Raw genomic sequence first — 25,188 nt, 5'->3', positions numbered from 1 at the left:
CTCGGGGGCGGTGCGGGCAGGGCCGAGGCGGGCAGGGCCGAGGCGGGCTCGCCGCAGTGGTGGGCCGAGCGCATGGCCGCGGACGCGCGCCGCCGGCCGCGGGTCGGCGGACTGTCGACGGAGCGTCTCGTCGACGCCGCGATCGAGGTGCTGCGCGAGGGCGGGCTCGAGGCGCTGACCGTCCGCGAGGTCGCGCACCGGCTCGACACCTCCAGCGCCTCGCTCTACCGGCACATCACCAGCCGCGACGAGCTGCTCGTGCTCATCGTCGACCGCAGCCTCGGCGCGGTGCGCCTGCCGCGCGACGGCACGCGCGGTGGCTGGCGGGAGCGGGCGGAGTCGCTCATGCGCGAGGTACGCCACGTCCTGCTGCACCATCCGCTGCCGGTGGGGACGGTGCTGAGCCGGCCGGTGTGGGGGCCGAACACGCTGCGGGTCGTCGACGCGTTTCTCACCATCTTCCTGGACGCCGGGCTCGACGCCGAGCAGGCGACGCACGCGGCGAGCACCCTGCTCGACTTCGTTGTCGGCTCGGCCGCCATCCAGCGCGGCAACGCCGGGCGCTGGCCGCGGGGGGAGGCGCAGGAGACCCAGCTCGACCGGCTCACCGCGCTGCTGCCCGACGACGACCTGCGCGGGCTGCGAGCCGCCGGCGCGGCGTTCACGTCGGCGCGCGCCTCGGACGTGTTCATCGAGGGGCTGGCGATCGTCCTCGACGGGATCGCTCATCGTGTCCAGCGGGGGGCACCGCCGCCAGCGCGTCCGTGACGGTGTCGCCGATGACGTCGGCGAGACGGGCCGGCGCGCCGCGGCGGGTCCGCACATGCAGCGGCTCGGGATCGGCGGCGGGCAGGTCGTCGCGGCGTACGAGGCCCGGCGGGACGGGGCCGACGTCGGCAAGCAGCGCCACCCCGACCCCGGCGCGCGCCGCCTGCAGCACCCCGGCGAGGTGCCCGGCCTCGCCGGCCACCCAGGCGGTTCGCCCGACCCGCGCCAGCGTGCTCAGCGCCTGGCGGCGGATGGTGCACGGGTCGTTGATGGCGATCAGCGGCAGCGGGCGTCCCGGCGGCGGGGGAGACCAGCCGGCGGCCGCGTACCAGGCCAGCGGCAGCACGCCGGCCGGGCGGCTGCCGGGGCCCGGCGGCACGCCGATGAGCAGCGCGACGTCGACGGTGCCCGCGTCGAGCCCCTCGGTCAGCCGGGCGCCGCGGTCGAGACGAAACTGCACGCGGGCGTCCGGATAGGCGGCCGTCAACGCGACCATCCACAGCGGGAGCAGGTGGTCGGCGGCGTGCTCGGTCGCCCCGACGGTGATCGTCGAGGGACGGGCCGGGGCACCGACGCCGAGCGCCCGCAGGGTGGCGTCGTGCAGGTCGAGCAGGTGCCGGGCGGCGGCCAGCAGCAGCTCGCCGTCGGGGGTGAAGCGGGTGGCGCGTCCGTCCGGGGTGACCAGCGGGCGGCCGACCGCGCGTTCGAGGCGGCGGACATGCTGGCTGACCGCGGACTGTGACACGCACAGCGCCGCCGCCGCCCGGCGGAACCCGCCGCTGTCGGCGATCGCGACGAGGCTGCGTAGCGCGGTGATGTCGAGCACCGACGACCCCGTCGGGGACGCCGCGGGCAGAGCGGAGCCCGCTGGAGGCAGCGAGTCCGCCGGGAAACCCGCACGGGAGCTCGGGGACATGGAGGGCACACCCGACGATACCAGACCGATCGCGAATGCTGATCGGTGTGATTGCGGATCGGCGTTGGACACCATCCGTAAAACCCACCATTGTGGTGGACATGGTTGGCAGGTCGCGCGCATCCCGGGTCGGACTCCTGACCCGTCGGCGCGTCGTCGACTTCGGGATCCTCTCCTCCAGCTGCTGTCGCCGCGGCTGACGTTCGCCGCCCCCCTGTAGTTCCTCCCACGCGTCTCCGCCCCGGCGAGACGCGCGACGACCCCGTGCGCGCGTCCCGCCCTCGACCGTGCCCGTCTGTCCGCCGCCCGTGTCCGCCGGCCGTCGGCCCGTGCGTGCGCGGCGCGACGCGCGGCTCCCCTTCCCCGGACGAAGGACCTTCCATGACCTCCGCCGCCCCGCCCAGCTCCGCGGCCCACACCGGCGAACAGCCCACCGCCAGCCCTGCCCCGACCCTGCTGGCCTGGGACAACCCGCCCGCCATCGCCCCGCGCGGCACCGTCCTGCTCGTCGCCGGCCGAGGGGAGCATCCCGGTGTCTACGAGCGGTTCGGCAGCCGTGTCGCGTTCGACGGGTACCGGGTGCGGGCGCTCGGCGATCCGACCCGCGATCCCGACGCGGTGACGGCGGACCTGCGCACCCTGCTCGCCGACCCCGACCTGCCCGCCCCGCGGGTGCTCGCCGGCTCCGACGCGGGCGCGGCCTTCGCCGCCGCGCTCGTCGCCACCGGCGCCGTGCGGGTCGACGCGCTCCTGCTCGCGGGCCTGCCGACCGCGCCGGACGGGCAGGCCTCCTCGTCGGACGGTCAGGCACCCGCGCAGGGCCAGTCGCCGGCGGGCGGGCCGGACGACGGCGGCTGGGAGGCCGAGCTCGCGGTGCGCACCGCGTGCCCCACCCACCAGGGCCGCCTCGCCGCCGACCCGCGGGTGCGCCGCGGCGACCTGCGCCGACCGGTCCCGGCCAGCTGGCTGGCCGACGGCGACCTGGCCCGGGTCGACGTCCCGGTCCTGGGGCTGCACGGCGCGGCGGACACCGTCAGCCCGCTGCGGCAGGCGCGGAAACGCTACGCCGCGGCGCGCCGGGCCGAGCTGGTGGTCATCGAGGAAGGCCGGCACGACGCGCTCAACGACGCCACCCACCGCAGCGCCGCCGCCGAGATCGTGCTGTTCCTCGAACGGCTGCGCCTCGGTGCCGACCTTCCCGTCATCGCGCGCCGGCTGATCGGACCCCGAGGAGAGATCTGATGCCCGTCGAGTTCATCAGCGCCATCAACGTCAACCCGTCCAACGAGGTCAACCGGTTCGGCTATGGCGGCGTCGACCTGCCGTTCTTCCGGCGCTACGCCCGCACCCTGGACGACTACGGCTTCGACTACACCCTCTGCGCCTACGGCTCGGCGTTCCACGACCCGTTCACCGTGGCCAGCGCGCTGACCCAGTACACCGAGCGGGTCCGCCCCATCGTGGCGCTGCGGCCGAACACGATGTACCCGACCGTCGCCGCCAAGCAGCTGGCCACCCTCGACCAGCTCTCCGGCGGGCGCGCCGTCGTCCACTTCATCGCCGGCGGTGACGACCACGAGCAGGCCCGCGAGGGCGACCGTCTCGCCAAGGCCGAGCGGTACGCCCGCCAGTCCGAGTACATCGACATCCTGCGCCGGGTGTGGGCGTCGACGACGCCGTTCGACCACGCCGGCACCTACTACTCCTTCGAGGACTTCGTCTCCGTCGTGCGTCCCGTGCACGGCACCATCCCGGTCTCCGTCGGCGGGTCGTCGGCCGAGGCCTACCAGGTCGGCGGGGCGAAGGGCGACATCTTCGGGCTGTGGGGCGAGCCGCTCGCGCAGACCCGCGAGCAGATCGACGCCGTCGGCGCGCAGGCCCGCCTGGCCGGGCGCACCGACACCCCGCGGATCTGGGTGAGCTTCCGCCCGATCGTCGCCGCCACTGACCAGCTCGCCTGGGAGAAGGCCCACCAGATCCTCGGCGTGCTGCGCGACACCGGCGGCTTCCGGGCCCGGGTGGGACGCAACAGCCTCGGCGGCGACGCCGGCCAGGCGCCGCCGAACGTCGGCTCGCAGCGGCTGCTCGCCGCCGCCGCCCAGGGCGTGGTGCACGACCGGGCACTGTGGACGGCCACCGCGACGGCCACCGGCGCCGCCGGCGCGTCGACGGCGCTGGTCGGCTCACCGGAGACGGTCGCCGCGGCGATCCTCGACTACGTCGACCTCGGCGCCGAGCTGATCTCGATCCGCGGCTACGACAACTTCAACGACCTCGTCGACTACGGCCGCGACGTCCTTCCGCTGGTACGCCAGGAACTCGCCCACCGCGAGGCGACCGGCCAGCGCGGCGAGGTCGTCCCGGCCGACGCGGGCCTGGCCCGCGAGGAGCTCGCCGTGCTCGCCGGCGTGGCGTCATGACGGCGCACACCGCGGCGGCGGACGTACCGGCCACGGACCTGCCGGCCACGGACCTGCCGGCGGTGGAGGGACCGGCCGCGCCGGCGCTGGACCGGTCGGCCGCGGACCTGGCGGCGACGGCGCCGCCGGCGGCGGACCTGTCGGACGCGGCGCTCGCGCGGGTGAGCGCCGAGCTCGCGGCGACCGCCGAGGAGTACGACCGGTCGGGGGAGTTCCCCTGGACGGGCGTGCGGGCGGTGCACGACGCGGGCCTGCTGCGCCTGGGCATCGGGTCGCGCTACGGCGGGCAGGAGCTGTCCGCCGTCGACAGCGTCCGGGTGTTCCTGGCGCTCGGCAAGGGAGACCCGTCAGTCGCGCTGATCACCTCGATGACGGTGTTCCAGCACGTCCTGCAGGCCCGGACGTCGTTCTGGCCTGAGGCGCTCTACCAGCGGGTCGTCGCCGACGCGCGGGAGCGGCCGGTGCTGCTCAACGCGATCCGCGCGGAGCCCGAGCTCGGCGCCCCGGCCCGTGGCGGCCTGCCCGCGACGACGATCCGGCGCACCGAGGACGGTGGCTGGCTGCTGCGTGGCCACAAGGGCTTCGCGACCAGCTCCGAGGGGCTGTCCTACCACCTGGTGTGGGCGGCCACCGAGGAGGACGACCCGCTCGTCGGCCACGCGATCGTGCCCGCGGACGCCCCCGGCGTCGAGATCGTGCGTACCTGGGACCATCTGGGCCTGCGCGCCAGCAGCACCCACGACGTGCTCTACCACGACGTGGTGCTGCCCGCCGAGCACTTCCGCGGCGAACGCCACTCGGCCCGCCAGGCACCGGAGGCCTTCTTCGCCGGCGTCGGTCTGGGCGCCACCGCCCTCTACGTCGGGGTGGCCCGTGCCGCGCAGGAGTTCTTCCTGCGTTTCGCGCACGAACGGGTTCCGACGGCGCTCGGCCGCCCGATCGCCACCACCGAACGCATCCAGGCCATCGCCGGCGAGATCGAGGCACAGCTCGTCACCGCCGAGGAGATCGCCTACAACGTCGCCCGCCGCGCCGACGACGACGACCCGCTCGCCGTCGAGAAGGCCGTGCTGGCCAAGCCGCTGATCGCCCGGGCGGCGGTCAGCGCCGTGCAGACCGCCGTCGCCGCCCTCGGCAACCCCGCCCTGACCCGCGCCAACCCGCTCGAACGTCACCTGCGTGACGTCCACTGCGTGCGCGTGCACCCGCCGCAGGAGGACACCGCCCTCCTGCTCGCCGGCCGGCGCACGCTTGCCGCCGCCACGCCCTCCGAAGGAGCTCCGAAGTCATGAGCACGTCCACCCGTCACCGATCGCGCTCCCTCGGGGGGAGGCGACGACTGGCCACCGCGGCCGTCGCCGCCATGACGGCCGCCATCCTCGCGGCCTGCGGAAGCGGCAGCGGCGGCGGCGCGGCGGCAGGAGACTCGGCCGACGGGTCCTCCGCCGGCAAGCCCGTCCCCGGCGGGCGTCTGAAGATCGCCTTCTGGAACGACCTGCAGGCCTGCATCGACCCCAACCAGGTGTACTGGATCGAGTCGCGCAGCCTGGACCGCAACATCGCCGACTCGCTGACCGACCAGGACCCGAAGACCGGGAAGATCGTCCCCTGGCTCGCGACCAGCTGGACGGTGAACGCCGACGCCACCGAGTACACGTTCAAGCTGCGCGACGGTGTGACGTTCAGCGACGGCACGAAGCTCGACGCGAACGCGGTCAAGACCGCCTACGACGGCACCGTCGCCCTGGGGCCCCGCTCCACCCTGGGCGTCACCTACCTCGCCGGCTACAAGGCGACGACCGTCGTCGACCCGTCCACGGTGAAGGTCGAGTTCAGCACGCCGAACGCGGCGTTCCTGCAGGCCACCTCCACCACGACGCTCGCGGTCCTCTCCCCGGCCACCTACAAGGAGACGCCGGAGGCCCGCTGCGCCGGCAAGATCGTCGGCTCGGGGGCGTTCACCCTCGACAGCTACTCCGCCGCGAAGTCGGCGAAGCTCACCCGCCGCGCCGGCTACGCCTGGCCGAGCTCGCTGGTCGCCAACAAGGGCGAGGCGTACCTGGCGGGCATCGACGTCAGCTACATCGCCGAGGACAGCGTCCGCGTCGGCAGCCTGACCAACGGCACCCTCGACATCGCCTGGCCGCGCCAGCCGATCAGCTCCGCCGACCAGGACGTCATCAAGGCCTCCGGCGGCCGGATCGAGACCCGCGCCCTGCCCGGCATCAGCACCAACCTGTACCCGAACGTCACCGGCGACCGGCCGCTGGGCGACCTCGCCGTGCGCCGCGCCCTCTACAAGGCGCTGGACCTCCCCAGCTACACCAAGACGATCTTCTGGGACGGCTACCCGGTCGCGAAGAGCCCGCTGACCTCGACCACTCCGTACGTCGCGGACGAGTCGGCGAAGCTCGCCCACGACCCGGCCGGCGCGGCGAAGCTGCTCGACGGCGCGGGCTGGACCCTCGGCTCCGACGGCTACCGCCACAAGGACGGCCGCAAGCTCACGCTGGTCGCCCTCACCCAGGCGGGGACCCCGGGTGACCAGCTCGTCCAGGACCAGCTCAAGAAGGTCGGCATCGACTACCAGATCAAGGTCGTCACCGCCTCGCAGTTCACCCCGACCGCGGCCAAGGGCGACTACGATCTGGTGCCGGGCTACCTGACCCGCGCCGACCCGAGCGTGCTCGGCTCCCTGCTCAACGCCGCCGGCTCCACCTTCTACACCGCGAAGTTCTCCCAGGACGCCGCCACGGCCGCGAAGGTCAGCGACCTGTTCGGCAAGGGACTGTCGACCGTGAACGCCGAGGCGCGCGGCGGCGTCTACCAGCAGCTGCAGGACTATCTGATCGACAACGGCCTGGTCTTCCCGATCGCCGACCGGGTGCAGGTCATCGGGCTGACGAAGAAGGTGCACGGCTTCGCCTGGACGTCGGAGAGCTTCCTGCGCGCCAACGACCTCTGGCTGTCGAAGTAGGCCGGGACGTGCTCCGCTATCTCGCCGGTAGGTTCGCCCAGGCACTCGTCGTGCTCTGGGCGGCCTACACGGTCGCCTTCGTCATCCTGCACGTGCTGCCCAGCGACCCGGTCACCCTGCAGCTGTCCGCCAGCGGCGCCGACATCGGCACCCTCACCCCGGCACAGCTGCACCTGCTGGAGGCCCGTTACGGCCTCGACGACTCGATCCTCGTGCAGTACTTCCGCGCCCTCGGCGGCGCGCTGCACGGCGACTTCGGGATGTCGCTGACCCAGAACGTCTCCGTCAGCTCGCTCATCGCCGACAAGCTGCCGGACACCCTGCTGCTGTCCGCCGTCGCCATCCCGATCACCCTGCTGTTCGGCGTCGGCATCGCCTTTCTCGCCATCTACGTCCAGTGGCGCCCGGCCCGGGTGCTGCTCGCCCGGCTGCCCGCCGTCGGCGTGTCGCTGCCGCAGTTCTTCGTCGGCCTGCTGCTCATCCAGGTCTTCGCGTTCTCGCTGTCCTGGCTGCCCGCGACGGGCAACAGCGGCGCCGACAGCCTGGTCCTGCCGGCGGTGACGATGGCCCTGCCCGGCGGGGCGATGCTCGCCCAGCTGCTCACCCGCAGCCTCGCCGACACCTGGGGCGAGCCGTACATCCTCACCGCCCGGGCCAAGGGCCTGTCCCGCTGGGCGACGCAGCTGCGCCACGCGCTGCGCAACGCCTCCCTGCCGGCGCTCACCCTGCTCGGCGTCATCGTCGGCTACACGGTCACCAACGCGGTGGTCGTGGAGGCGGTGTTCTCCCGCAACGGCATCGGCCAGCTCGCCCAGCAGGCGGTGCTCGGCCAGGACGTGCCCGTCGTCCAGGCCATCGTGCTGATCGGCGCCGTGCTGTTCGTCTCCGTCAACCTGCTCGTCGACCTGCTGTACTCGCTGCTCGACCCGCGTGTGGCCAGCGCGGCGCGGGTGGCCTGAGGGGGACCCGATGCCCGACAACCTCGCCTCCGCCGACCTGATGGCCCCCGACCTGCTCGACCCACCGGCCGGCCGCGCCGCCGGCGCCAGCGGTGACGCGCCCGCCGCCGGCGACGTCACCGAGGCCGGCGAGGCAGCCGCGCACGGTCCGTCCTCGGCGCCGGGCGGAGAGTCCGAGGCCGGTGAGCCCTGGGCCGACGGGCGGTGGGCGGCGTGGCGACGTCGATGGCACGGCGCGGCGGCGACCCTCACGCCGCTGCTGCGCCGGCCGGGGTTCGTCCTCGCCGTGCTGTTCGTCGCGTTCGTGATCCTCTCGGGGCTCGTGCCGTCCTGGTTCAGCTCCTACTCCCCGTCGGCGACCTCGCCCACCGACAAGCTGCGCGGGCCGAGCACGTCCCATCTGTTCGGCACCGACGAGCTGGGCCGCGACCTGTTCAGCCGGATACTGCACGGCTCCACGCTGACGATCAAGGCGACGAGTGGCGCGGTGCTCATCGCCGTGGTCGCGGGCCTGGCCATCGGGGTCATCGCCGGGTTCTTCGGCGGCTGGGTCGACGTGCTGCTCATGCGGATCGTCGACGTCCTGCTGGCGATCCCGATCCTGCTGATGGCGCTCACGATCGTCACCGCGCTCGGTTTCGGCCTGCTGCCGATGGCCATCGCCGTGAGCGTCGGCATCACCCCCGGGTTCGCCCGCACAACCCGGGCCGAGGTGCTGCGGGTGCGCGAGCAGGCCTACGTGGAGGCGGCACGCACCGGCGGCGCGTCCTGGAGCCGGGTCATGCTGCGCCACGTGCTGCCCAACTCGTGGGGGCCGGTCGCCGTGCTCACCGTGCTCGACTTCGGCGCCGCGGTGCTGCTCATCTCCGCCCTGAGCTTCCTGGGCTTCGGCACCCCGCCGCCGGCCGCCGAGTGGGGCACGCTGATCTCGAACGGGCGCAACTACCTGGTGACCAGTCCCTGGCTGTCGCTGCTGCCCGGCCTGTTCGTCGGCCTGGTCGTGTTCAGCCTCAATCACATCGCCCGCACCCTCGAGGAGGCCCAGCGGTGACCGAGACGACCGAGCGCGACGCCGCGACGGCCGACCCGACCGCGACGGCCGACCCGACCGTGAGGGCCGCGGCGGTGGACGACGAGAGGCCCCTCATCGCGCTGTCCGGGCTGTGCGTCGGCTACCGGTCGCGGGGACGGGTGGTGCCGGCGGTAGCGGACGTCGACCTGGCGGTGGCGCCCGGGGAGACGGTCGCGGTCGTCGGCGAGTCCGGGTCGGGCAAGACGACGACGGCGCACGCGATCCTCGGCCTGCTGCCCGCGGGCGGCGTCGTCACCGGCGGCCGGATCGAGGTGGCCGGGCGGGATGTCACCGGCGCGCCCGACCGGGTGCTGCGTGGGCTGCGCGGCACGACCGTCGCCCTGATCCCGCAGGACCCGATGGTCGGGCTCAACCCGACGATGCGCGTCGGCGCCCAGGTCGCCGAGGCGGTCCGCCGCCGAGGGGTGGACCGCCGGCTCGCCCGCGCCGAGGTGCTCGAGGCGCTGGAACGGGCCGGGGTCGACCGGCCGGCGGTGCGGGCCCGGCAGTACCCGAACCATCTCTCCGGCGGGTTGCGGCAGCGGGTGCTCATCGCCATCGCCATCGCCGGGCATCCTCGGCTCATCGTCGCCGACGAGCCGACGAGCGCCCTGGACGTCACCGTGCAACGGCGCATCCTCGACCACCTCGCCGGCCTCGTCCGCGACACCGGCACCTCCCTGATGATCATCACGCATGACCTGGGCGTGGCCGCCGACCGGGCCGACCGGGTGATCGTCATGCGCCGCGGCCGCGTCGTCGAGCAGGGCACCCCGGCGGACATCCTGCTGCGCCCCCGCGACCCCTACACCCGCCACCTCATCGACGTCGCCCCGGCACTGTCCCACGCCGGGCACGTCGTGCCCCGCTTCACCACGGTGCCGCCGGCGCCGGAACTGCTGCGCCTCGACGGCGTCGGCAAGGACTTCCGGCTGCCCCGCGGCGGCTCCGAGTCCGGCGATGGCGGCGGCGACGGCGGCGCTGGGAACCGGACACTGCGGGCGCTGGACGACGTCAGCCTGACGGTGCGGGCCGGGCAGACGCTGGGGCTCGTCGGCGAGTCCGGCTCCGGCAAGACGACGGCGCTGCGCATCGCCATGGGCCTGGAACGGCCCACCCGGGGCCGGGTGTACCTCGACGGCGAGGACATCACCGACGCCAGCTGGTCGCGGCTGCGGCCGCTGCGCCGCCGCTTCCAGCTCGTCCACCAGAACCCCTACTCGTCCCTGGACCCGCGCTTCACCGTCGCGCAGTGCGTCGCCGAGCCGCTGGTGTCCTTCCGCGTCGGGGACCGGGCGACCCGGGCCGCGCGGGTACGCGAGCTGCTCGACCAGGTGGCGCTGCCGGCGTCGTACGCCGAGCGCCGGCCCGCGGAACTGTCCGGCGGGCAGCGCCAGCGGGTCGCGATCGCCCGGGCGCTGGCGCTGGAGCCCGCCCTGGTCCTGCTCGACGAGCCCGTCTCCGCCCTCGACGTCTCCGTGCAGGACCAGATCCTGACCCTGCTGCTGCGCCTGCAACGCGAACTCGGCGTGGCCTACTTCTTCATCGCGCACGACCTGGCGGTCGTCGCCCAGCTCGCCCACCACGTCGCCGTGCTGCACGGTGGACGGATCGTGGAGAGCGGCCCGGCGGCGACCGTCCTCACCGCTCCGGCGCGCGAGCACACCCGGGAGCTGCTCGGCGCCGTGCCGGGCCAGCGGTTCGCCGCGCAGCTCGCCCGCTCCGACAGCGCGCACACCGCCGACGGTGCGACGATCGCCGCCGCCGCCGCCGCCGACGCCGACGACGCCGACGCCGGCGCGACAGGCACAGCCACAGCCACCGCCGCCGGCCTGACCGCCGCGGCGGCCCGACGGGAGGACTCGTGATGGCCCAGCGATACGTGGTGATCGGCGCCGGGGCGGTCGGCGCGACCGTCGCCGCGCAACTGCACGCCACCGGCGTCGACACGCTCGCCGTCGCCCGGGGGGCGAACCTCGCGGCCCTGCGCGCCGGCGGGCTGCGCTACATCCGCCCGTCCGCCACCCCGGGCGGGCCCGCCGACATCCGCCAGGTCCCGCTCGCCGTCGCCGCCGGACCCGACGAGGTCACCCTGCGCCCCGGCGACGTGCTCGTCCTCGCCACCAAGGCACAGGACGCCGAGGCCGTGCTCGCCGCCTGGGCCTGGCAGCCGGTGCACGGCGGGGCCGCGGCCGCGACCGCGGGGGAGACACTGCCGCTGGTGCTGCTGCAGAACGGCCTCGACGGCGCCCGGGCGGCACTGCGCCGCTTCGCCACGGTCGTGGACGCGGTGGTGTTCTGCGCCTCGACGCACCTGCGCCCCGGCGAGGTGATCGCCCCGTCCGCGCCGCACGTCGCCGGCTTCCTGCTCGGCCGCGTCCCCGGCGGCGGCACCGGTGACCCGGTGGTCGAGGCCATCGCCGCCGACCTGCGCGCCGGCGCCTGCCAGGTGCGGGTCGTCGACGACATCGGCCGCTGGAAGGCCGGCAAACTGCTCGGCAACCTCGCCTACAACCTCGACGCGCTCTATCCGCCGAGCCCGCGCCGCGACGAGGCCTCCGCCGCGCTCGTCGCCGAGGCGCGCCATGTCCTGTCCGCCGCCGGCATCGACCCCGCCGGGTTCGCCGACCTGCGCGCCCCCGACGGCGGGTCCCCCGGCGCCGCCGGGGGCATCGGCCTGGACGTCACCACCCTCGGCCCGCGGGAGATCCCTGGTTTCGACCGGCCGGGCAGCTCCACCTGGCAGAGCCTGGCCCGCGGCGGCTCGGTCGAGGCGGACTACCTCAACGGCGAGATCGTCCTGCTCGCCCGCCTGCACGGCCTCGTCGCGCCGGTCAACGCCGGGGTGCAGCGACGCCTCGCCACCGCCGCCCGCCTGGGAACCGCGCCTGGCACGCTGGGCGCCGACGACCTGGCGAACCTGCTCGCCGGGCCCGGCGCCGAGACCGAGCCCGTCGGCGTCGTGACGGCGGCCCACCCCACCTCCGCCGGAGCCAAGGCCGGCGCCGTGCTGGTCGACGCGAAGGCGCTGCGCGACGAGCAGGCCTCGGCGCGTCCGCCGCTGCTGCTGGACGTCCGCTGGGCGCTCGGCGACCCGCACGGCCACGACCATTACCGCGACGGCCATCTGCCCGGCGCCGTGTACGTCGACCTCGACACCGAGCTCGCCGACCACACGCTCGCCGCCGCCCCCGGCGGCCTCGCCGGGCGTCACCCGCTGCCGTCCCTCGGCGTGCTGCGCGCCGCGGCGCGGCGCTGGGGCCTGTCCGCCGGGCGCCCGGTCGTCGTCTACGACGACAACGGCGGCCTGTCCGCGGCCCGGGCCTGGTGGCTGCTGCGCTGGGCGGGCGTCGCCGACGTGCGCATCCTCGACGGCGCGCTCGCCGCCTGGCGTGACGCCGGCCTGCCGCTGGAGACCGGGGAGATCATCCCGGTGCCCGGCGACATCGAGCTGTCCGGCGGCCATCTGCCCGTCCTCGACGCCGACGAGGCCGCCGCCCTCGCCGACTCCGGCGTGCTGCTCGACGCCCGTGCCGGCGAGCGCTACCGCGGCGAGGTCGAACCGGTCGACCCGCGCGCCGGCCACATCCCCGGTGCCCGCAGCGCCCCCACCGGCGACAACCTCGACGCCGCCGGCCGCTTCCGCTCCGCCGCCGACCTGCGCACCCGCTTCCGTGCCCTCGGCGTCGCCGTCGGCGCCGACACGCCCGACGGCGTCGACACGGCCGATGCCGCCAACACGCAGGAGGTCGTCGAGGCTGCCGGTGGCGTCGGCACGTCCGCCGGCGAGGGTGGCGGGGCGAGTGATGGCGGTCGGGGCGTGCAGCCAGTGGTCGGGGTGTACTGCGGGTCCGGGGTGACCGCGGCGCACGAGATCGCGGCCCTGGCCGTCGTCGGCGTCGAGGCCGCGCTCTACCCCGGCTCCTGGTCCGCGTGGTCCTCCGACCCGTCCCGACCCGTCGCCACCGGCCCACGATGAGCCGGACCGTGCGGGCCGCGGCCGAGCGTGCGGCGCCGTCCGGGGAGGCGGCCACGGTGGCGGAGGCGTTCGCGGTCGCGTTGCCGGTCGGGCGCTGGAGCAGCGATCCGGCGGTCGTCGACGGGCACCGGCTCGACCGCTCCGGCTGGGTTCCCGTGGGACGACCGCTCGGCGTCGCCTTCGCCCGTGACGTCGCCGACGTCCAGGCGGTGCTGCGGGTCGCCGAGACCCAGCAGGTGACGGTGACCGTGCGCGGGGCCGGCACCGGCCTCGCGGGCGGTGCCGCGGCCGGCGCCGGAACCGTCGTGCTGGACGTGTCCGGGCTGAACCGGATCCGCGAGCTGTCCGTCGACGACGCGCTCGCCGTCGTCGAACCCGGCGTCATCACCGCCGACCTCGACGCCGCCGCCCGCGCGGCCGGCCTGTCCTACCCGCCCGACCCGGCGAGCGCGGCGATCTCCACGATCGGCGGGAACATCGCGACGAACGCCGGCGGGCTGCGCTGCGCCAAGTACGGCGTCACCCGCGAGTCGGTGCTCGGCCTCGACGTCGTCCTCCCCAGCGGCGAGGTGATCCACACCGGCCGGCGCACCGTCAAGGGTGTCGCCGGCTACGACCTGACCGGCCTGTTCGTCGGCTCGGAGGGCACCCTCGGGGTGATCGTCGGCGCCACCGTGCGCCTGCGACCCCTGCCGCGCGCGACCGTCACCCTGGCCGCGTTCTTCGACACCCTGCCCGCCGCCGTCGACGCCGTCACCGCACTCGCCGCCGCCGGCGTCGTCCCCGCCGTCGCCGAACTGCTCGACGCCCGCACCGTCGCCGCCGTCAACGCCCTCACTGGCGGCGGTGACCCGGCGGCGTCCGAGGCGGTGTTCCTGCTCGTGCAGACCGACGGCTTCGGCGCCGACGCGGAGGCCGACGTCGCCCAGGCCGTCCTTGCCGAGCAGGCCCGGCTCGTGCGCCGCTCGTCGGACGCGGCGACCGCGCAGGCCCTGCTCGAAGCCCGCCGCGCCGCGCTGCCGGCCCTCGAACGGCTCGGCCGGGTCCTCATCGAGGACATCGCCGTGCCCCGCAGCCGCCTCGCCGAGGCCGCGCGGCGCGTCACCGAGATCGGCGCCGCCGCCGGTGTCGACATCTACACCCTCGCGCACGTCGCCGACGGCAACCTGCACCCGATCATCGTCGTCGACCCCGCCGAACCGGAGATCCCGCCGCGGGCCTGGGCCGCCGCCGAGCAGATCTTCGCCCTCGCGCTGGAACTCGGCGGCACCGTCACCGGCGAACACGGCGTCGGCGTCCTCAAGCGCCGCTGGCTCGCCGCCGAACTCGACCCCGCCACCCACGACCTGCAACGACGCCTGCGCTCCACCCTCGACCCCGCCGGCACCCTCACCCCCGGCCGCGCCCTGTGACGCTCCCGGCGACGTCGCCGAGGTACCCGTAGGCGATCGCGACCCGGCCGAGGACGCGGGCGGCGCCGAAGCCGGTGGTTCGCGATCGCGAAGGTGGGATCGCACCAGTCCGCAGGGCTGCGGAACGGCAGTGCCCGACTCGTGCCCTCCTGGTGGACATCGGTGCTAGCCTCCGCCGACTGCTCTTCTTCGGGGGTTGACCTGGCACGCGCTCGGATCGCCGCTGCGACAAGGACTGTCGGGGTGGCCGCGGCAGCGGTCGGTCTGACCATGGCCCTGAGCGGGTGCGAGGGCGACCGGCAACCGGAGGCCGTACCCGCATCTGTCGGCGTCGACGCCGCCGCGTCCTCGACACCCGTCACCACGGCCTCCGCGACGCCCGCCGTCGCCGCCTTCCCGAAACCTGTCGCCACGGCCTCCCCGACACGCGTCGCCACGGACTCCCCGTCGCCCATCGCCGCGATCACCGCGGCCGTGAAGCGTGATCCGGCGATCGCCCCGGACGCGACCGTCGAAAAGGTCACGATCTCCTCGATCGATTCCCACTGGGCCCTTGCCGTCTCCTCCTCACCCTCCGCCGGCGGCGCCCAGGTAGTGCTGCACAGGACCAGCGGCGTCTGGAAGGTCGTCAGCCTCGGCTCCTCCGAGGTCGGCTGCGGCGACGGCGTTCCCGCCGCCGTCATGGCCGAACTCGGCCTGGAATGCCCCAGCTGACCTGGTCAGCTGTGCCCGAGATCTTTCGGACGTCTGCCTGGGACAGCTGAGATCGCGGGTGTGCTTCGAGGTCGTGGTGGTGTGGCCGGCCGCCGCGTCGGTCGCTGTCAGGATGGACGACCGGGAAAGTGACGTGACGAGGTAGCCGATGGTCGGCATCATGTGTACGTGTACGACTGGCCCGACGAACCCCCGCCGCCGCGCTTGGTGGCGGCCTGGCGGGTGCTGGGAACGATGCCGGCGGAGCGCGTTCCGTTCTGGGCGGCGGACTGGTTGATCGCCGGCTGGGGCGACGTCAGCGTCGCTGAGCTTGCGGGACTCAGCGGCCGCGACCCTCGCGCCGTCGACGACCTGCTCGCGGCCGCCCTGGACGAGTGCGGCCCGGACAGGCGTGACCTGGACGCGGAGGGCGCGGGCCGCGAGCGCGCGGCTGGGATGATCGCATTCACGGCTATCGCGGAGATGCACGCGGCAGGACGGGTGACCGAACGATGGGTGGCCACCGTGGTCAGCACGATCGTGGGAACCATCCCGAACGAGTCGCTCAGCAGCCTGCCACTGGGTCGAATCCACTTTCTCGCCGACGAATGGGAGTTCGGGTGGGGCCGCAGTGGCGACGAGCTACGGCACGAAATCCAGCAGGCGTGCCGCACGCAACTCGACGCGACCTTCGAAACCACCAAGGCCTCTCCCGCTCGCAACGCGACGGCTTGGTGGAGACGAAGCCGGCGCTGACCGCATCGGCCTGACGGACGGGCCCGAGAGATCACCTGTCGGCGACCTGCTCGCACCACATGACGACGGTCGGGCCGGTGTCCCGGTCATCTCCCGGCTCACCTCGGATCGTGAAGCCCGCCCGCTCGTAGAAGGGGACGGCCGATAGCCGAGCGACACACCACAGTGTTCCCCCACCCCCAGCACCCACATGCTCGACAAGTGCGGCGAGCAGTCGTGCGCCGACCCCGCGGCGCCGGTGGTCGGGGGCGACGGCCATCCAGCGCAGCCGCCACCCGGCCTCTCCCCAGGGCGATTCCTCCCTGATCACCGTGCCGGTACCCACGACCTCACCGGTGACCAACCTCGCGATCACATGCGCCGTGTCGACATCCCGGTCCCGAGGCGTCTCCACGTCCCGGACGGTCAGACTCGGCCGCAGCACCCGCTGCCGCAGAGCGAACGTCTCCACGACCGCTACACGCTCAAGTCGAACACCCGCTATCCACTCCGGCCTCACGGGACGATTGTCGCCCACGGGCCGGCGAGGTCAGGCTGTCGTAGCGGCCGTGAGCCGTCAGACTTCGCGTGGGATCCGGGGACCGGAGGCCGTCACTCGGCGAGGATGGCCGTGGGCCGGTCGCCGCCGCTGGGCAGCGATGGAGGTGTCCGTAGAGCGAGGAGCGATGATCGGCGGGGTCTTTCGGTCACTGCGGGTCCACAACTTTCGGCTGTTCGCTGGCGGGCAGGTGCTGTCCGTCACCGGCACGTGGATGATGTTCACGGCGCAGGACTGGCTGGTCCTGTCGCTGAGCCACGACTCGGGGTCGGCGCTGGCGCTGGTCACGGCGTTGCAGTTCACGCCGGTGATGCTGCTGACGCTCTACGGCGGCCGGCTCGCCGACCGGTACGACAAGCGCCATCTGCTCACCGGCGCGAACCTGGTCGCGGGCGTGCTGTCGACGGCGCTGGCGCTGCTGGTGTTCACCGGGGCGGTGCGGCTGTGGCAGGTGTGCCTGTTCGCGCTGGGGATCGGGCTGGTCAACGCGGTCGAGATGCCGACGCGGATGGCGTTCATCAGCGAACTCGTCGGCCCCGAGCTGCTGCCGAACGCCTCCGCCCTGTCCGCCGCCTACTTCAACACCGCCCGAGTGCTCGGTCCCGCCGCCGCCGGGCCGCTCATCGCCGCATTCGGTACCGGCCCGGCGATGACCATCAACGCTGGCAGCTATCTGGCCACGGTCGTCGGGCTGCGGCTCATGCGCCCGGGCGAGATCCGTCGGCACCGGCGGGCGGCGGGGGAGCCGGCGCCCAGGGTCGTCGACGGCCTGCGCTATGTGCGCGGCCGGGCGGACCTCGTCGTCGTGTTCGGCCTGGTGGCCACCGTCGGGCTGTTCGGGATGAACTTCCAGCTGACTGTTCCGCTGCTGGCCCGCACCGTGTTCCACGCGGGCGCCACGTCGTTCGGCCTGCTGACGACCGGCCTCGCCGCGGGCTCCCTGCTCGCCGCGTTCGTGACGACCGGCCGGCGCACCCGCCCGTCCGCCTGGCTGGTGATCGGCTGGGCGGGCGTGTTCGGGCTGGTCGAGGCGGCGGCCGGGTGTGCGCCGAGCTATCCGGTGGCGATCGCCCTGCTCGCGGTGACCGGCTTCGCCATGCTCTATTTCATGCAGGCGGCCAACCACCGCATCCAGCTCGGCAGCGACCCGGCGTTCCGGGGCCGGGTGATGGCGCTCTACGCGCTGATCCTGCAGGGGACGACGCCGCTCGGCGCCGCGCTCGTCGGCGGGCTCACCGACGCTGCCGACGCCCGCGCCGGTCTGTACGTCGGCGGCCTGCTCTCGGCGCTCGCCGCCCTCGCCGCCGCCGTCGCGCACCGTTCCTGGGCCTCGGCGCGCGAGGACCGCGCCGTCACCACCGCGGAGCCGGAGTCCGCGACATCGGCGACGGTGCCTGCGACATCGACTGGGCCGCAGGCGGAGGAGAGGGTTTCGGCGCACGGGTGAAAAACTCCACGCGCAATCCCGGGGCGGGCGGACAGTCGCCTAGGATCACCATATGGTGACCATTGCGAACCCGCTGGAGCTGGCGGGGTGCCGCCGTCATGCCCAGGTGGCACCGGTCACATTCGAGGGGGCGGGACGGGGTGGCACGTATGTCCAGTGAGGCCGATCTGTGGCTGCGGCGGTTCCAGCCCGGCCCGGCGGACGGGCCGCGGCTCCTCTGCTTTCCGCACGCCGGTGGTTCCGCGAGCTATTTCGTGCCGCTGGCCAGGGCGTTGTCCCCGGTCGCCGAGGTGCTGTCCGTGCAGTATCCGGGCCGCCAGGACCGCCGCGCCGAGCCGCCGTTCACCGCCATCGCGCCGCTGGCCGACGCCCTCGCCGAGGTGATCAGTGGGCTGAACGACCGCCCGCTGGCCTTCTTCGGCCACAGCATGGGCGCGATCGTCGCCTTCGAGGTGACCCGCCGCCTCGCCGCCTCGGCCACGGCCGGGCGCACCGTCCCCGAACCGTTCGTGCTGCTCGCCTCCGGCCGCCGCGCCCCCTCCGCCCTGCGCGACGAGTCCTACCACCGACTCGACCACGACGCGTTCGTCGCCGAGATGGGCACCCTCGGCGGCACCGACCCGCGCATCCTCGCCGAGCCCGAACTCGTCGAGATGATCGTCCCGCCCACCCGCGCCGACTACCAGGCCATCGAAACCTACGTCCCCACCGACGACGCGGTGATCAGCACCCCGATCATTCTCATGATCGGGGACGAGGACCCCCGCGTCACCACCCCCGAAGCCGAACTCTGGCGCAAGCACACCACCGGCACCTGCGACCTGCGCCTGTTCCCCGGCGGCCACTTCTACCTCCTCGACCAGGCCCCCGCCGTCATCACCACCATCTCCGACGCCCTGGCCGCCGCCGCGCATCCCGCCTGACCGGCGCGTGGGGGCCGGCGCGGCCCGCGGCGTGAGATCGGCGCAGGTCGGAGCACTGCGATGATGCGCAGCGTAACGATCTTTGCTGCCTTTGAGAGGATCACCGCTCATGAGGTCGCATTCCAGTCCGAACCAGGCCGATCCGACCCCCACGCCGGCGAAGACGAAGGGGAGGGCGAGGACGAAGTCCGATCCGGTCGAGGCGGAGCGCGGCGCACTGAGCCCCCCGAGCCCGCCGGACCCGGAATGGGGTGAGGCCGTCGCGGCCTGCCGGCAGATCGTCGACACGGATGTTCGCCCCCTGCGTGAGCGCTACCGTCGGCGCGCCAACCGGCACAAGTTCTTCTTCCGGGTCAGTGGCCTGTTCACCGTCCTGCTCGGCGGCAGTCTGCCGCTGCTCGCCGGCGCTGACTTCGATCACCGCGACGTGGCGCTCGCCGGCGTCGGCGTGACAGTGGCCGTGCTCACCGGTCTGCGTGAGTTCTACCGGTGGGACGAGATGTGGTCGCTGCTGCGCCGCACCGAGAACGCGCTGACCGACGAGCTGCTGCGCTGGGACCTGCGGATCAGCCGGTCCCGCCAGGCCAGCCCGCCGTCCGCCGCCGCCCGGTACTGCTACCAGGCCACCGAGGACCTGCTCGCCGCGACCCGCACCATCCGCGACGCCGAAGCCGACCGCTACTTCGGCGGCCTGCGCCACCCCCACGTCACCCTCGACCCCGCCGGCTCCCGACCATCGACCCCATGATCCGCGCGCACCGGGCGGACCCGGACCGGCGTGGCCACCGACGGCGGCCACACGCTCAGTCCGACGGTGCCGGTGTCTGCGGCACGCTGGGGGGCGAGGCTGAACGCGTCGCTGCGTCGTTGGTGGACGGGCCGGGCGGCGGTGTTGTGCTGGTCGCGGCGGTGGGCCGGGACGAAGGTCCGGTGGGCGATGGGCTGGGGGAGCCTGTGGTCGTCACCGTCGAGGGCTCGAACACACTCGGGTCGACCGCGTACCGCGATCAGGTCCAGAGCCTCGTATGCGGCCTACAGGGCACCCTCTCGTAGGCGCGCGGCCCGGGCGGGGAGATAGTGCTGGATCGGGACGAGAAAAAGCCAGATGCTGGGGCCGGGCGGCCACTGCTGGCCTTCTCGCACCAGGCGTTCCAGGGTGTCGGCGAGCCGCCGGGCTCCCACGACTGACGCCGCCCGTTGGTCTGTCTGGCGGAGACCACGGTGGACGATCGTCGTGCGGCTCACTATCACCAGTGCCACAAAACAAGGGTAAGCCGTCATCATTGCGTTCACCGGGTCAGGCCGGTCAGGAAAGGCGATGTCGGCCAGCAGGACAAGGAAGGCCCAGACCGTCAGCGTCAGGAGCGGCACCAACCGCATGGTCCAGGAACGGCGCCGGGCGATAGCGAGAGCGACCTGAATCTCCACGGCGTCGACGTCCAGCGGGCTGGAGGTGGCCAGATCCGCCCCGAGCAGGACCCACAACCGCCCGCGCCTGCGTAGTGTCACTCCGCTGCGCACCGGGCCCTGCCGGTTGCCGAGCATCCGCACGCCGGTCACTGTCACTCCAAGCCGGGCAGCGACGTCGGTCACCCGAACCTGTACCTCGACACCAACCCCGACACCGGCAGACCGCTGCTGACCTGGTTCTTCGACGAGGACGCGCTGTAACTGGCGGCGAACGCCGACGGCTGGTTCGCGCTCCTGACGAACCAGAGCGTCGAGGAGAAGGACGCCGCCGGGTCTTCGTCGAGGACAAGGGCCAGGAAGCCTCCGAACGGCGTAACAGCGCGTTCAAAGGCCCCCTCGCGGTCAACCCGTTCTCCCTGGTGAACAACCAGCGGATCCACCGACTGCAGCACGTCGTCGGCCTGGCACTGCTGCTGTTCTCGCTGATCGAGCGCGAGGCCCGCCGCGCCGCCGGCCCGACCGGGACGGTCACCGGCCTCTACGCCCGCCTACATCCCCCGGCCCGCCCCGCTCCAGCAGCGCGTCCTCGACCTCCTCGGAGTCGACCCGACCAAACCTCCGTGATCAAGAAAACGGGCCGGTCAGAGACCTAAACCGAACGTGCGCAGTGCAGGGTCCCCGCGCTACCAGGAGAGCCCCGCCGCCGCTCAACCACGAACCGGCGGACCTGCGGGGCTCCTCCCGCCTACTTCTGGTATGCGGCGATGAAGGGCGTGTCGGCCTTCACCTTGCCGAGACGGGTGGCGCCGCCGGGCTCGCCGAGGGGCTCGTCGCGGCCGGGGAGGACCTCGCTGAAGAACGCGGCCTCGCTGTCGATGAAGTTCTGGTCCTTCACCCGGTCGTCGCTGAGCGCCGCGCCGACCGGGCAGGCGACCGCGCAGGCGCCGCACTCGGTGCACTCGTCCGGGTGGATGTACATCTTGCGGTCACCCTCGTAGATGCAGTCGGCCGGGCAACCCTCCAGGCAGGCGCCGTCCTTGACATCAATGCACGCTTCCGTGACGACGAATGGCATGAGAGTCCTCTTTCCGATGTCCGATCGACATTCTCTGCGCCGCGGCCGTGAAGCCGGACGGCGGCGGGTGCCGTCCGGCGAACCCGAGAGGAATCGTAACGGCGGCATCCGGCCATCGACGTCGCGCGGTGTGAAACCCGTGTAAACAAACAACGGCCGCCGTGGTCGGAATGGATGTCGCCTGACCTGGGATCAGGAAAGAGGTTGTGGAGCGAGTCCGGGAGAATGTTCTGGAAAAGGTCCGGGAAAACTGCGAGGAAAAATACTGGGAAAAGTTTTTCCGCGCCGTCCTCCCGGACGGGGTCCCGCGGGAGCCGCGTGGGCTACGCGGAGGCGAGCGTGGCGACGTCGATGACGAAGCGGAACCGCACGTCGCTGCGCAGCACCCGCTCGTACGCCTCGTCGACCTGGTCGGCGCCGATGACCTCGACGTCGGCGGCGAGGCCGTGCTCGGCGCAGAAGTCGAGCATCTCCTGGGTCTCGCGGATGCCGCCGATGCTGGAACCGGCGAGGCTGCGCCGGCCGCGGAACAGCGAGAAGACCCGGAACTCGCTCGGCTCGGCCGGCGCCCCGACGTTGACCATCGTGCCGTTCAGGCGTAGTAGGCCGAGGTAGGCGTCGATCGGCAGGTTCGCCGAGACGGTGTTGATGACGAGGTCGAACGTGCCCGAAAGCGTCTTGAACGTCGCCTTGTCGTTCGTCGCGTAGTAGTGGTCGGCGCCCAGGCGGCGACCCTCATCCTGCTTGCTCAGGGTCTGGCTGAGCACGGTGACCTCGGCGCCGAGCGCGTGCGCGATCTTGACGGCCATGTGGCCGAGCCCGCCGAGCCCGACGACGGCGACCTTCTTCCCGGGCCCCGCCGCCCAGTGCCTCAGCGGCGAGTACACGGTGATCCCCGCGCACAGCAGCGGCGCGGCGCCCTCGTATGACAGCGACGTCGGCACCCGCAGGACGTAGTTCTCGTCGACGACGATGGTCTGGCTGTACCCGCCGTAGGTGATCTCGCCGTCGTAGTCCCGGCCGTTGTAGGTCGGGACGTTGCCGCGCAGGCAGTACTGGTCCTCGCCGTCCTTGCACGGCTCGCACTCCCGGCACGAGTCGACGAAGCAGCCCACGCCGACCCGATCGCCGACGGCGTGGCGGGTCACCGCCGGCCCGACCGCCGCGACCTCGCCGACGATCTCGTGCCCCGGCACGATCGGGAAGGTGGTGCCACCCCAGTCGTCGCGGACCTGGTGGATGTCGCTGTGGCAGATGCCGGCGTAGCGGATGTCGATGAGCACGTCGTGGTCACGCAGCTCCCGACGTTCGATGGTCGACCGCTCGAACGTCGCCCCCGGGGACGTGACGACCAGTGCCGCGCTGGTAGTGGCCATGTATCTCCATCCGTATGTAAGAGCACACTTATTTCATCGTATGCTGTCCTGGTCCACGGGGTCGGCACCGGAGGCGGCGGATGACGGAGTTCCCGGGCGACCCTTCGGACGCGCGGATCGGCGCGGCCGCCGGCCCACGCGGCGGCCGCGGCGCCCAGCAGCGCGGCGGGCGCTCGACCTACCACCACGGAGACCTCGCCGCGGCGCTCGTCGAGGGCACCCTCGACCTGATCGCGCAGGGCGGCCTCGCCGCCTTCTCCGTCGCCGCGCTCGCCCGCCGGCTCGGGGTCAGCTCCGCCGCGCCCTACCGCCATTTCCCCGACCGCGAGAGCCTGCTCGCCGCCGCCGCCCTGCGCGCCGCCGGCCAGCTCACCGAGCGGATGGCCGCCGCCGCGGCCGGTGCGGACCCCGCCGACCCGGTCGAGCGGCTCGCCGCCACCGCCGGCGCCTACACCCGCTTCGTCATCGAGCGCCGCGCAGGCCTCGACCTGCTGTTCAACCCCGAACTGCCGGCCGAACGCCACCCGGAGCTCGCCGCCGCCACCCGGGCGCTGCTCGACCTGCTGCTCCCGCTGCTGCTCGCCGTGCCGACCGTCGCCACCTACCGGCAGGCCCTCGTCCTGTTCGAGCGCCACCTCGCCCAGGCCCACGGGCACGCCGTCTTCCATCTCGACGGCGTGTTCGCCCCGCACGACCACGACGCCGAGCGCTCGGTGGCCGCCGCGATCGCCACCACCCGCAGCCTCGTCGCCGGTCACGCCGCCACCCCGTGATCGCCCACGGACGGGCTCACCGGATCCGACGGCGCCCCGGGCCGGCGTGTGACTCTCGTCCACACCGCGTCGACGACCGTCCAGTGAGATAAAGGACAGCCAGGCGGGAGAGTTCCCACCACGACATTCGGCGTTTTTACCGGTGACCGCACGAAAGAGCGCCCACCGGCGGCCCGGCCGCTCGTACGCCGACCCGCATCCCGGGTGGCAGCGAAATGACCGGGTGGGCCAAAGGTACTACCGGTCCGGCCTGACCGGCCTTTTCGTGCCGGCGTGAGACGTCTCGCCTTCGCCGCGCCGGCGCCCGGAATGCCGGTGTCGGCATGGCCTGGGTGGGTGACGCCGAACGTGTTCGTGTCGAGTACGCGATAGGAACGACCCGGGCCTGCTCGCGTCGCCCAGAATTGCGCCGCGATCAGAGCCGGAATTCCGGTCGGCCGTAGGGAGGGAATGTGGATTCGCGCGACAACGGCGACGCCGCGGTCGCCGGCGACGCGATCGCCGCGACGCCGGCCGCACCGCGGCAGCCGGCGGGTGGGCTGAGCACCCGGCCCGATCCGCTGCGTCCCGGCGACCCGCGCGATCTCGGCGAGTACCGCCTGCTCGGGCGCCTCGGCGAGGGCGGTATGGGCACCGTCTACCTCGGCCGGGGCCGCGACACCGGCCTCGTCGCCGTCAAGGTCATCCGCGCCGACATCGCGCGGGTGCGCCGCTACCGGGAGCGGTTCCGCCGGGAGGCCGCCGCCGCGCGCCGGGTCGCCCGGTTCTGCACCGCGGAGGTCCTCGACGTCGTCGACCCGGCCGGCGACGACCCGCCCTACCTGGTCACCGAGTTCGTCGACGGACCCACCCTGGCCCACGCCGTGCGCGCGCACGGCCCGCTGGGCAGCGCCGACGTCGAACGGGTCGCGGTCAGCGTCACGGCCGCCCTGAGCGCCATCCACGGCGCCGGCCTCGTGCACCGCGACCTGACCCCGTCGAACGTGCTGCTGTCGCCCCTCGGCCCCCGGGTGATCGACTTCGGGCTCGCCCGGGTCCCCGACGACGGGCCGACCGGCCCGAGCCGGCGGATCGCCGGCACCCCGGCGTACATGGCCCCCGAGCAGGCCCGCGGCCAGCACGTCACCAGCGCCGCGGACATCTTCGCCTGGGGTGGTCTGGTCCTGTTCGCCGCCACCGGACGGCGGCCCTTCGGCGACGGCTCCACCGCCGAGCAGCTGCGCCGCCTGCTGCACACCGAGCCGACCATCGAGGGCCTGCCCGCCGGGCTCGCGGGCATCGTGCGCGAGGCGATGCGCCGTGATCCCGCGCGGCGGCCGACCGCGCAGGAGCTGCTGCGCCGCCTCACCCACCCCGGTGTCGCCCCCGAGACGATCGTCACCTGCCCGCTGGACGTCCTGCCCGCCGAGCCACCCAACCAGCCCAGGCCCGCGCCGGACGCGCCCGGCCCTCTCGCGCCGCGCCGCGCGGGCTGGGCGCTGCCCGCCGTCGCGCCGCCGTCGTCCGCCGTCGCGCCGCCATCACCCAACGTCGTGCCACCATCACCCGCCGTCGTGCCGTACGCGCCCGTCGATCCGCCGAGCCGGCAGGCCGATGGTGAGGACGGGCCCGGCGATCCCCAGGGCCGGCACCTCGACGGGGAGGACGCCGTCACCGCCCCGCCGGGGCGGGGGACATGGCCGGCGGGGGATCGG

At 73.8% G+C, this 25,188-nt stretch carries 23 protein-coding genes; 17 read left to right on the top strand and 6 right to left on the bottom strand.

Annotated elements, in window-relative coordinates:
• On the top strand, positions 1–768 hold a 768-nt coding region (locus C1A33_RS32130; RefSeq protein ID WP_243408142.1), incomplete at its 5' end, for a TetR/AcrR family transcriptional regulator.
• Here the strand turns inward: C1A33_RS32130 and C1A33_RS32125 are convergent.
• Positions 689–1,594 carry a LysR family transcriptional regulator gene (locus C1A33_RS32125; protein ID WP_243408141.1) on the bottom strand — a complete coding sequence of 302 codons (906 nt, stop codon included), beginning with the start codon at positions 1,592–1,594 and terminating at the stop codon, positions 689–691. The two genes, C1A33_RS32130 and C1A33_RS32125, sit on opposite strands and share 80 nt — an antisense overlap.
• A 471-nt stretch (positions 1,595–2,065) precedes the next feature.
• Here C1A33_RS32125 and C1A33_RS32120 point away from each other — a divergent pair, with 471 nt between their 5' ends.
• The 11 genes from C1A33_RS32120 to C1A33_RS32070 all read left to right on the top strand — a co-directional run bounded on the left by C1A33_RS32120 (position 2,066) and on the right by C1A33_RS32070 (position 15,952).
• Positions 2,066–2,926 carry an alpha/beta hydrolase gene (locus C1A33_RS32120; protein ID WP_101836216.1) on the top strand — a complete coding sequence of 287 codons (861 nt, stop codon included), beginning with the start codon at positions 2,066–2,068 and terminating at the stop codon, positions 2,924–2,926.
• Positions 2,926–4,104 (top strand): LLM class flavin-dependent oxidoreductase, encoded by a 1,179-nt coding sequence (locus tag C1A33_RS32115; RefSeq protein WP_101836214.1) that lies wholly within the window; start codon positions 2,926–2,928, stop codon positions 4,102–4,104. Before C1A33_RS32120 ends, C1A33_RS32115 begins: the two co-directional genes overlap by 1 nt.
• Positions 4,101–5,396: an acyl-CoA dehydrogenase family protein gene (locus C1A33_RS32110; RefSeq protein WP_101836212.1), complete on the top strand. Its 1,296-nt coding sequence runs from the start codon at positions 4,101–4,103 to the stop codon at positions 5,394–5,396. Before C1A33_RS32115 ends, C1A33_RS32110 begins: the two co-directional genes overlap by 4 nt.
• A complete protein-coding gene (locus C1A33_RS32105; protein ID WP_101836210.1) occupies positions 5,393–7,081 on the top strand; it encodes an ABC transporter substrate-binding protein in 1,689 nt (562 codons plus the stop codon). The genes C1A33_RS32110 and C1A33_RS32105 overlap by 4 nt, the downstream gene beginning before the upstream one ends.
• 8 nt (positions 7,082–7,089) lie before the next feature.
• Positions 7,090–8,040, top strand: a complete 951-nt coding sequence (locus tag C1A33_RS32100) for an ABC transporter permease (RefSeq protein WP_101836208.1) — start codon at positions 7,090–7,092, stop codon at positions 8,038–8,040.
• Between the two features lie 10 nt (positions 8,041–8,050).
• Positions 8,051–9,091: an ABC transporter permease gene (locus tag C1A33_RS32095; protein ID WP_207770595.1), complete on the top strand. Its 1,041-nt coding sequence runs from the start codon at positions 8,051–8,053 to the stop codon at positions 9,089–9,091.
• 59 nt (positions 9,092–9,150) lie between these two features.
• Positions 9,151–10,980 (top strand): dipeptide ABC transporter ATP-binding protein, encoded by a 1,830-nt coding sequence (locus C1A33_RS32090; RefSeq protein ID WP_243408143.1) that lies wholly within the window; start codon positions 9,151–9,153, stop codon positions 10,978–10,980.
• Positions 10,980–13,091 (top strand): rhodanese-like domain-containing protein, encoded by a 2,112-nt coding sequence (locus C1A33_RS32085; RefSeq protein WP_101836206.1) that lies wholly within the window; start codon positions 10,980–10,982, stop codon positions 13,089–13,091. The genes C1A33_RS32090 and C1A33_RS32085 overlap by 1 nt, the downstream gene beginning before the upstream one ends.
• On the top strand, positions 13,088–14,503 hold the full coding sequence (locus C1A33_RS32080; RefSeq protein WP_101836222.1) for an FAD-binding oxidoreductase: 1,416 nt from the start codon (positions 13,088–13,090) through the stop codon (positions 14,501–14,503). The genes C1A33_RS32085 and C1A33_RS32080 overlap by 4 nt, the downstream gene beginning before the upstream one ends.
• 243 nt (positions 14,504–14,746) lie before the next feature.
• A complete protein-coding gene (locus tag C1A33_RS35465) occupies positions 14,747–15,217 on the top strand; it encodes a hypothetical protein (RefSeq protein WP_165818680.1) in 471 nt (156 codons plus the stop codon).
• 162 nt (positions 15,218–15,379) lie between these two features.
• Complete coding sequence (locus C1A33_RS32070; RefSeq protein ID WP_207770594.1) at positions 15,380–15,952, top strand: hypothetical protein; 573 nt, start codon at positions 15,380–15,382, stop codon at positions 15,950–15,952.
• A 31-nt stretch (positions 15,953–15,983) separates the two neighbouring features.
• Here C1A33_RS32070 and C1A33_RS32065 read toward each other — a convergent pair whose 3' ends face one another.
• Positions 15,984–16,403: a GNAT family N-acetyltransferase gene (locus tag C1A33_RS32065; RefSeq protein WP_165818679.1), complete on the bottom strand. Its 420-nt coding sequence runs from the start codon at positions 16,401–16,403 to the stop codon at positions 15,984–15,986.
• 214 nt (positions 16,404–16,617) lie between these two features.
• Here C1A33_RS32065 and C1A33_RS32060 point away from each other — a divergent pair, with 214 nt between their 5' ends.
• The 3 genes from C1A33_RS32060 (at position 16,618) to C1A33_RS32050 (ending at position 19,608) form a co-directional block, all read left to right on the top strand.
• A complete protein-coding gene (locus C1A33_RS32060; protein WP_207770593.1) occupies positions 16,618–17,937 on the top strand; it encodes an MFS transporter in 1,320 nt (439 codons plus the stop codon).
• Between the two features lie 149 nt (positions 17,938–18,086).
• Positions 18,087–18,860: a thioesterase II family protein gene (locus C1A33_RS32055; protein WP_101836201.1), complete on the top strand. Its 774-nt coding sequence runs from the start codon at positions 18,087–18,089 to the stop codon at positions 18,858–18,860.
• A 109-nt stretch (positions 18,861–18,969) separates the two neighbouring features.
• Positions 18,970–19,608 (top strand): DUF4231 domain-containing protein, encoded by a 639-nt coding sequence (locus C1A33_RS32050; RefSeq protein ID WP_115538042.1) that lies wholly within the window; start codon positions 18,970–18,972, stop codon positions 19,606–19,608.
• Positions 19,609–19,892: 284 nt separating this feature from the next.
• On the opposite strand, the gene C1A33_RS32040 is transcribed toward C1A33_RS32050, so the two are convergent.
• The 4 genes from C1A33_RS32040 to C1A33_RS32025 all read right to left on the bottom strand — a co-directional run bounded on the left by C1A33_RS32040 (position 19,893) and on the right by C1A33_RS32025 (position 22,721).
• Positions 19,893–20,453, bottom strand: coding sequence for a hypothetical protein (locus C1A33_RS32040; RefSeq protein ID WP_101836197.1), 561 nt, complete (start codon positions 20,451–20,453; stop codon positions 19,893–19,895).
• Positions 20,450–20,722, bottom strand: a complete 273-nt coding sequence (locus tag C1A33_RS32035) for a hypothetical protein (protein WP_101836195.1) — start codon at positions 20,720–20,722, stop codon at positions 20,450–20,452. Before C1A33_RS32035 ends, C1A33_RS32040 begins: the two co-directional genes overlap by 4 nt.
• Before the next feature lie 293 nt (positions 20,723–21,015).
• On the bottom strand, positions 21,016–21,345 hold the full coding sequence (locus C1A33_RS32030; RefSeq protein ID WP_101836193.1) for a DUF362 domain-containing protein: 330 nt from the start codon (positions 21,343–21,345) through the stop codon (positions 21,016–21,018).
• Positions 21,346–21,668: 323 nt separating this feature from the next.
• The gene (locus tag C1A33_RS32025) at positions 21,669–22,721 is read right to left on the bottom strand and encodes an NAD(P)-dependent alcohol dehydrogenase (RefSeq protein ID WP_101836191.1); all 1,053 of its coding nucleotides are present in this window, start codon (positions 22,719–22,721) and stop codon (positions 21,669–21,671) included.
• Positions 22,722–22,801: 80 nt separating this feature from the next.
• Here C1A33_RS32025 and C1A33_RS32020 point away from each other — a divergent pair, with 80 nt between their 5' ends.
• The gene (locus C1A33_RS32020) at positions 22,802–23,494 is read left to right on the top strand and encodes a TetR/AcrR family transcriptional regulator (protein WP_101836189.1); all 693 of its coding nucleotides are present in this window, start codon (positions 22,802–22,804) and stop codon (positions 23,492–23,494) included.
• Positions 23,495–23,946: 452 nt separating this feature from the next.
• The coding region (locus C1A33_RS32015) for a serine/threonine-protein kinase (protein WP_423748176.1) at positions 23,947–25,188 on the top strand (1,242 nt) is incomplete at its 3' end.

It is taken from the genome of Frankia canadensis, from assembly GCF_900197875.1.
Taxonomy (GTDB): domain Bacteria; phylum Actinomycetota; class Actinomycetes; order Frankiales; family Frankiaceae; genus Frankia; species Frankia canadensis.
The sequence above is the reverse complement of the archived record's forward strand: the minus strand, read 5'-3'. Positions and strand labels throughout refer to the sequence as shown.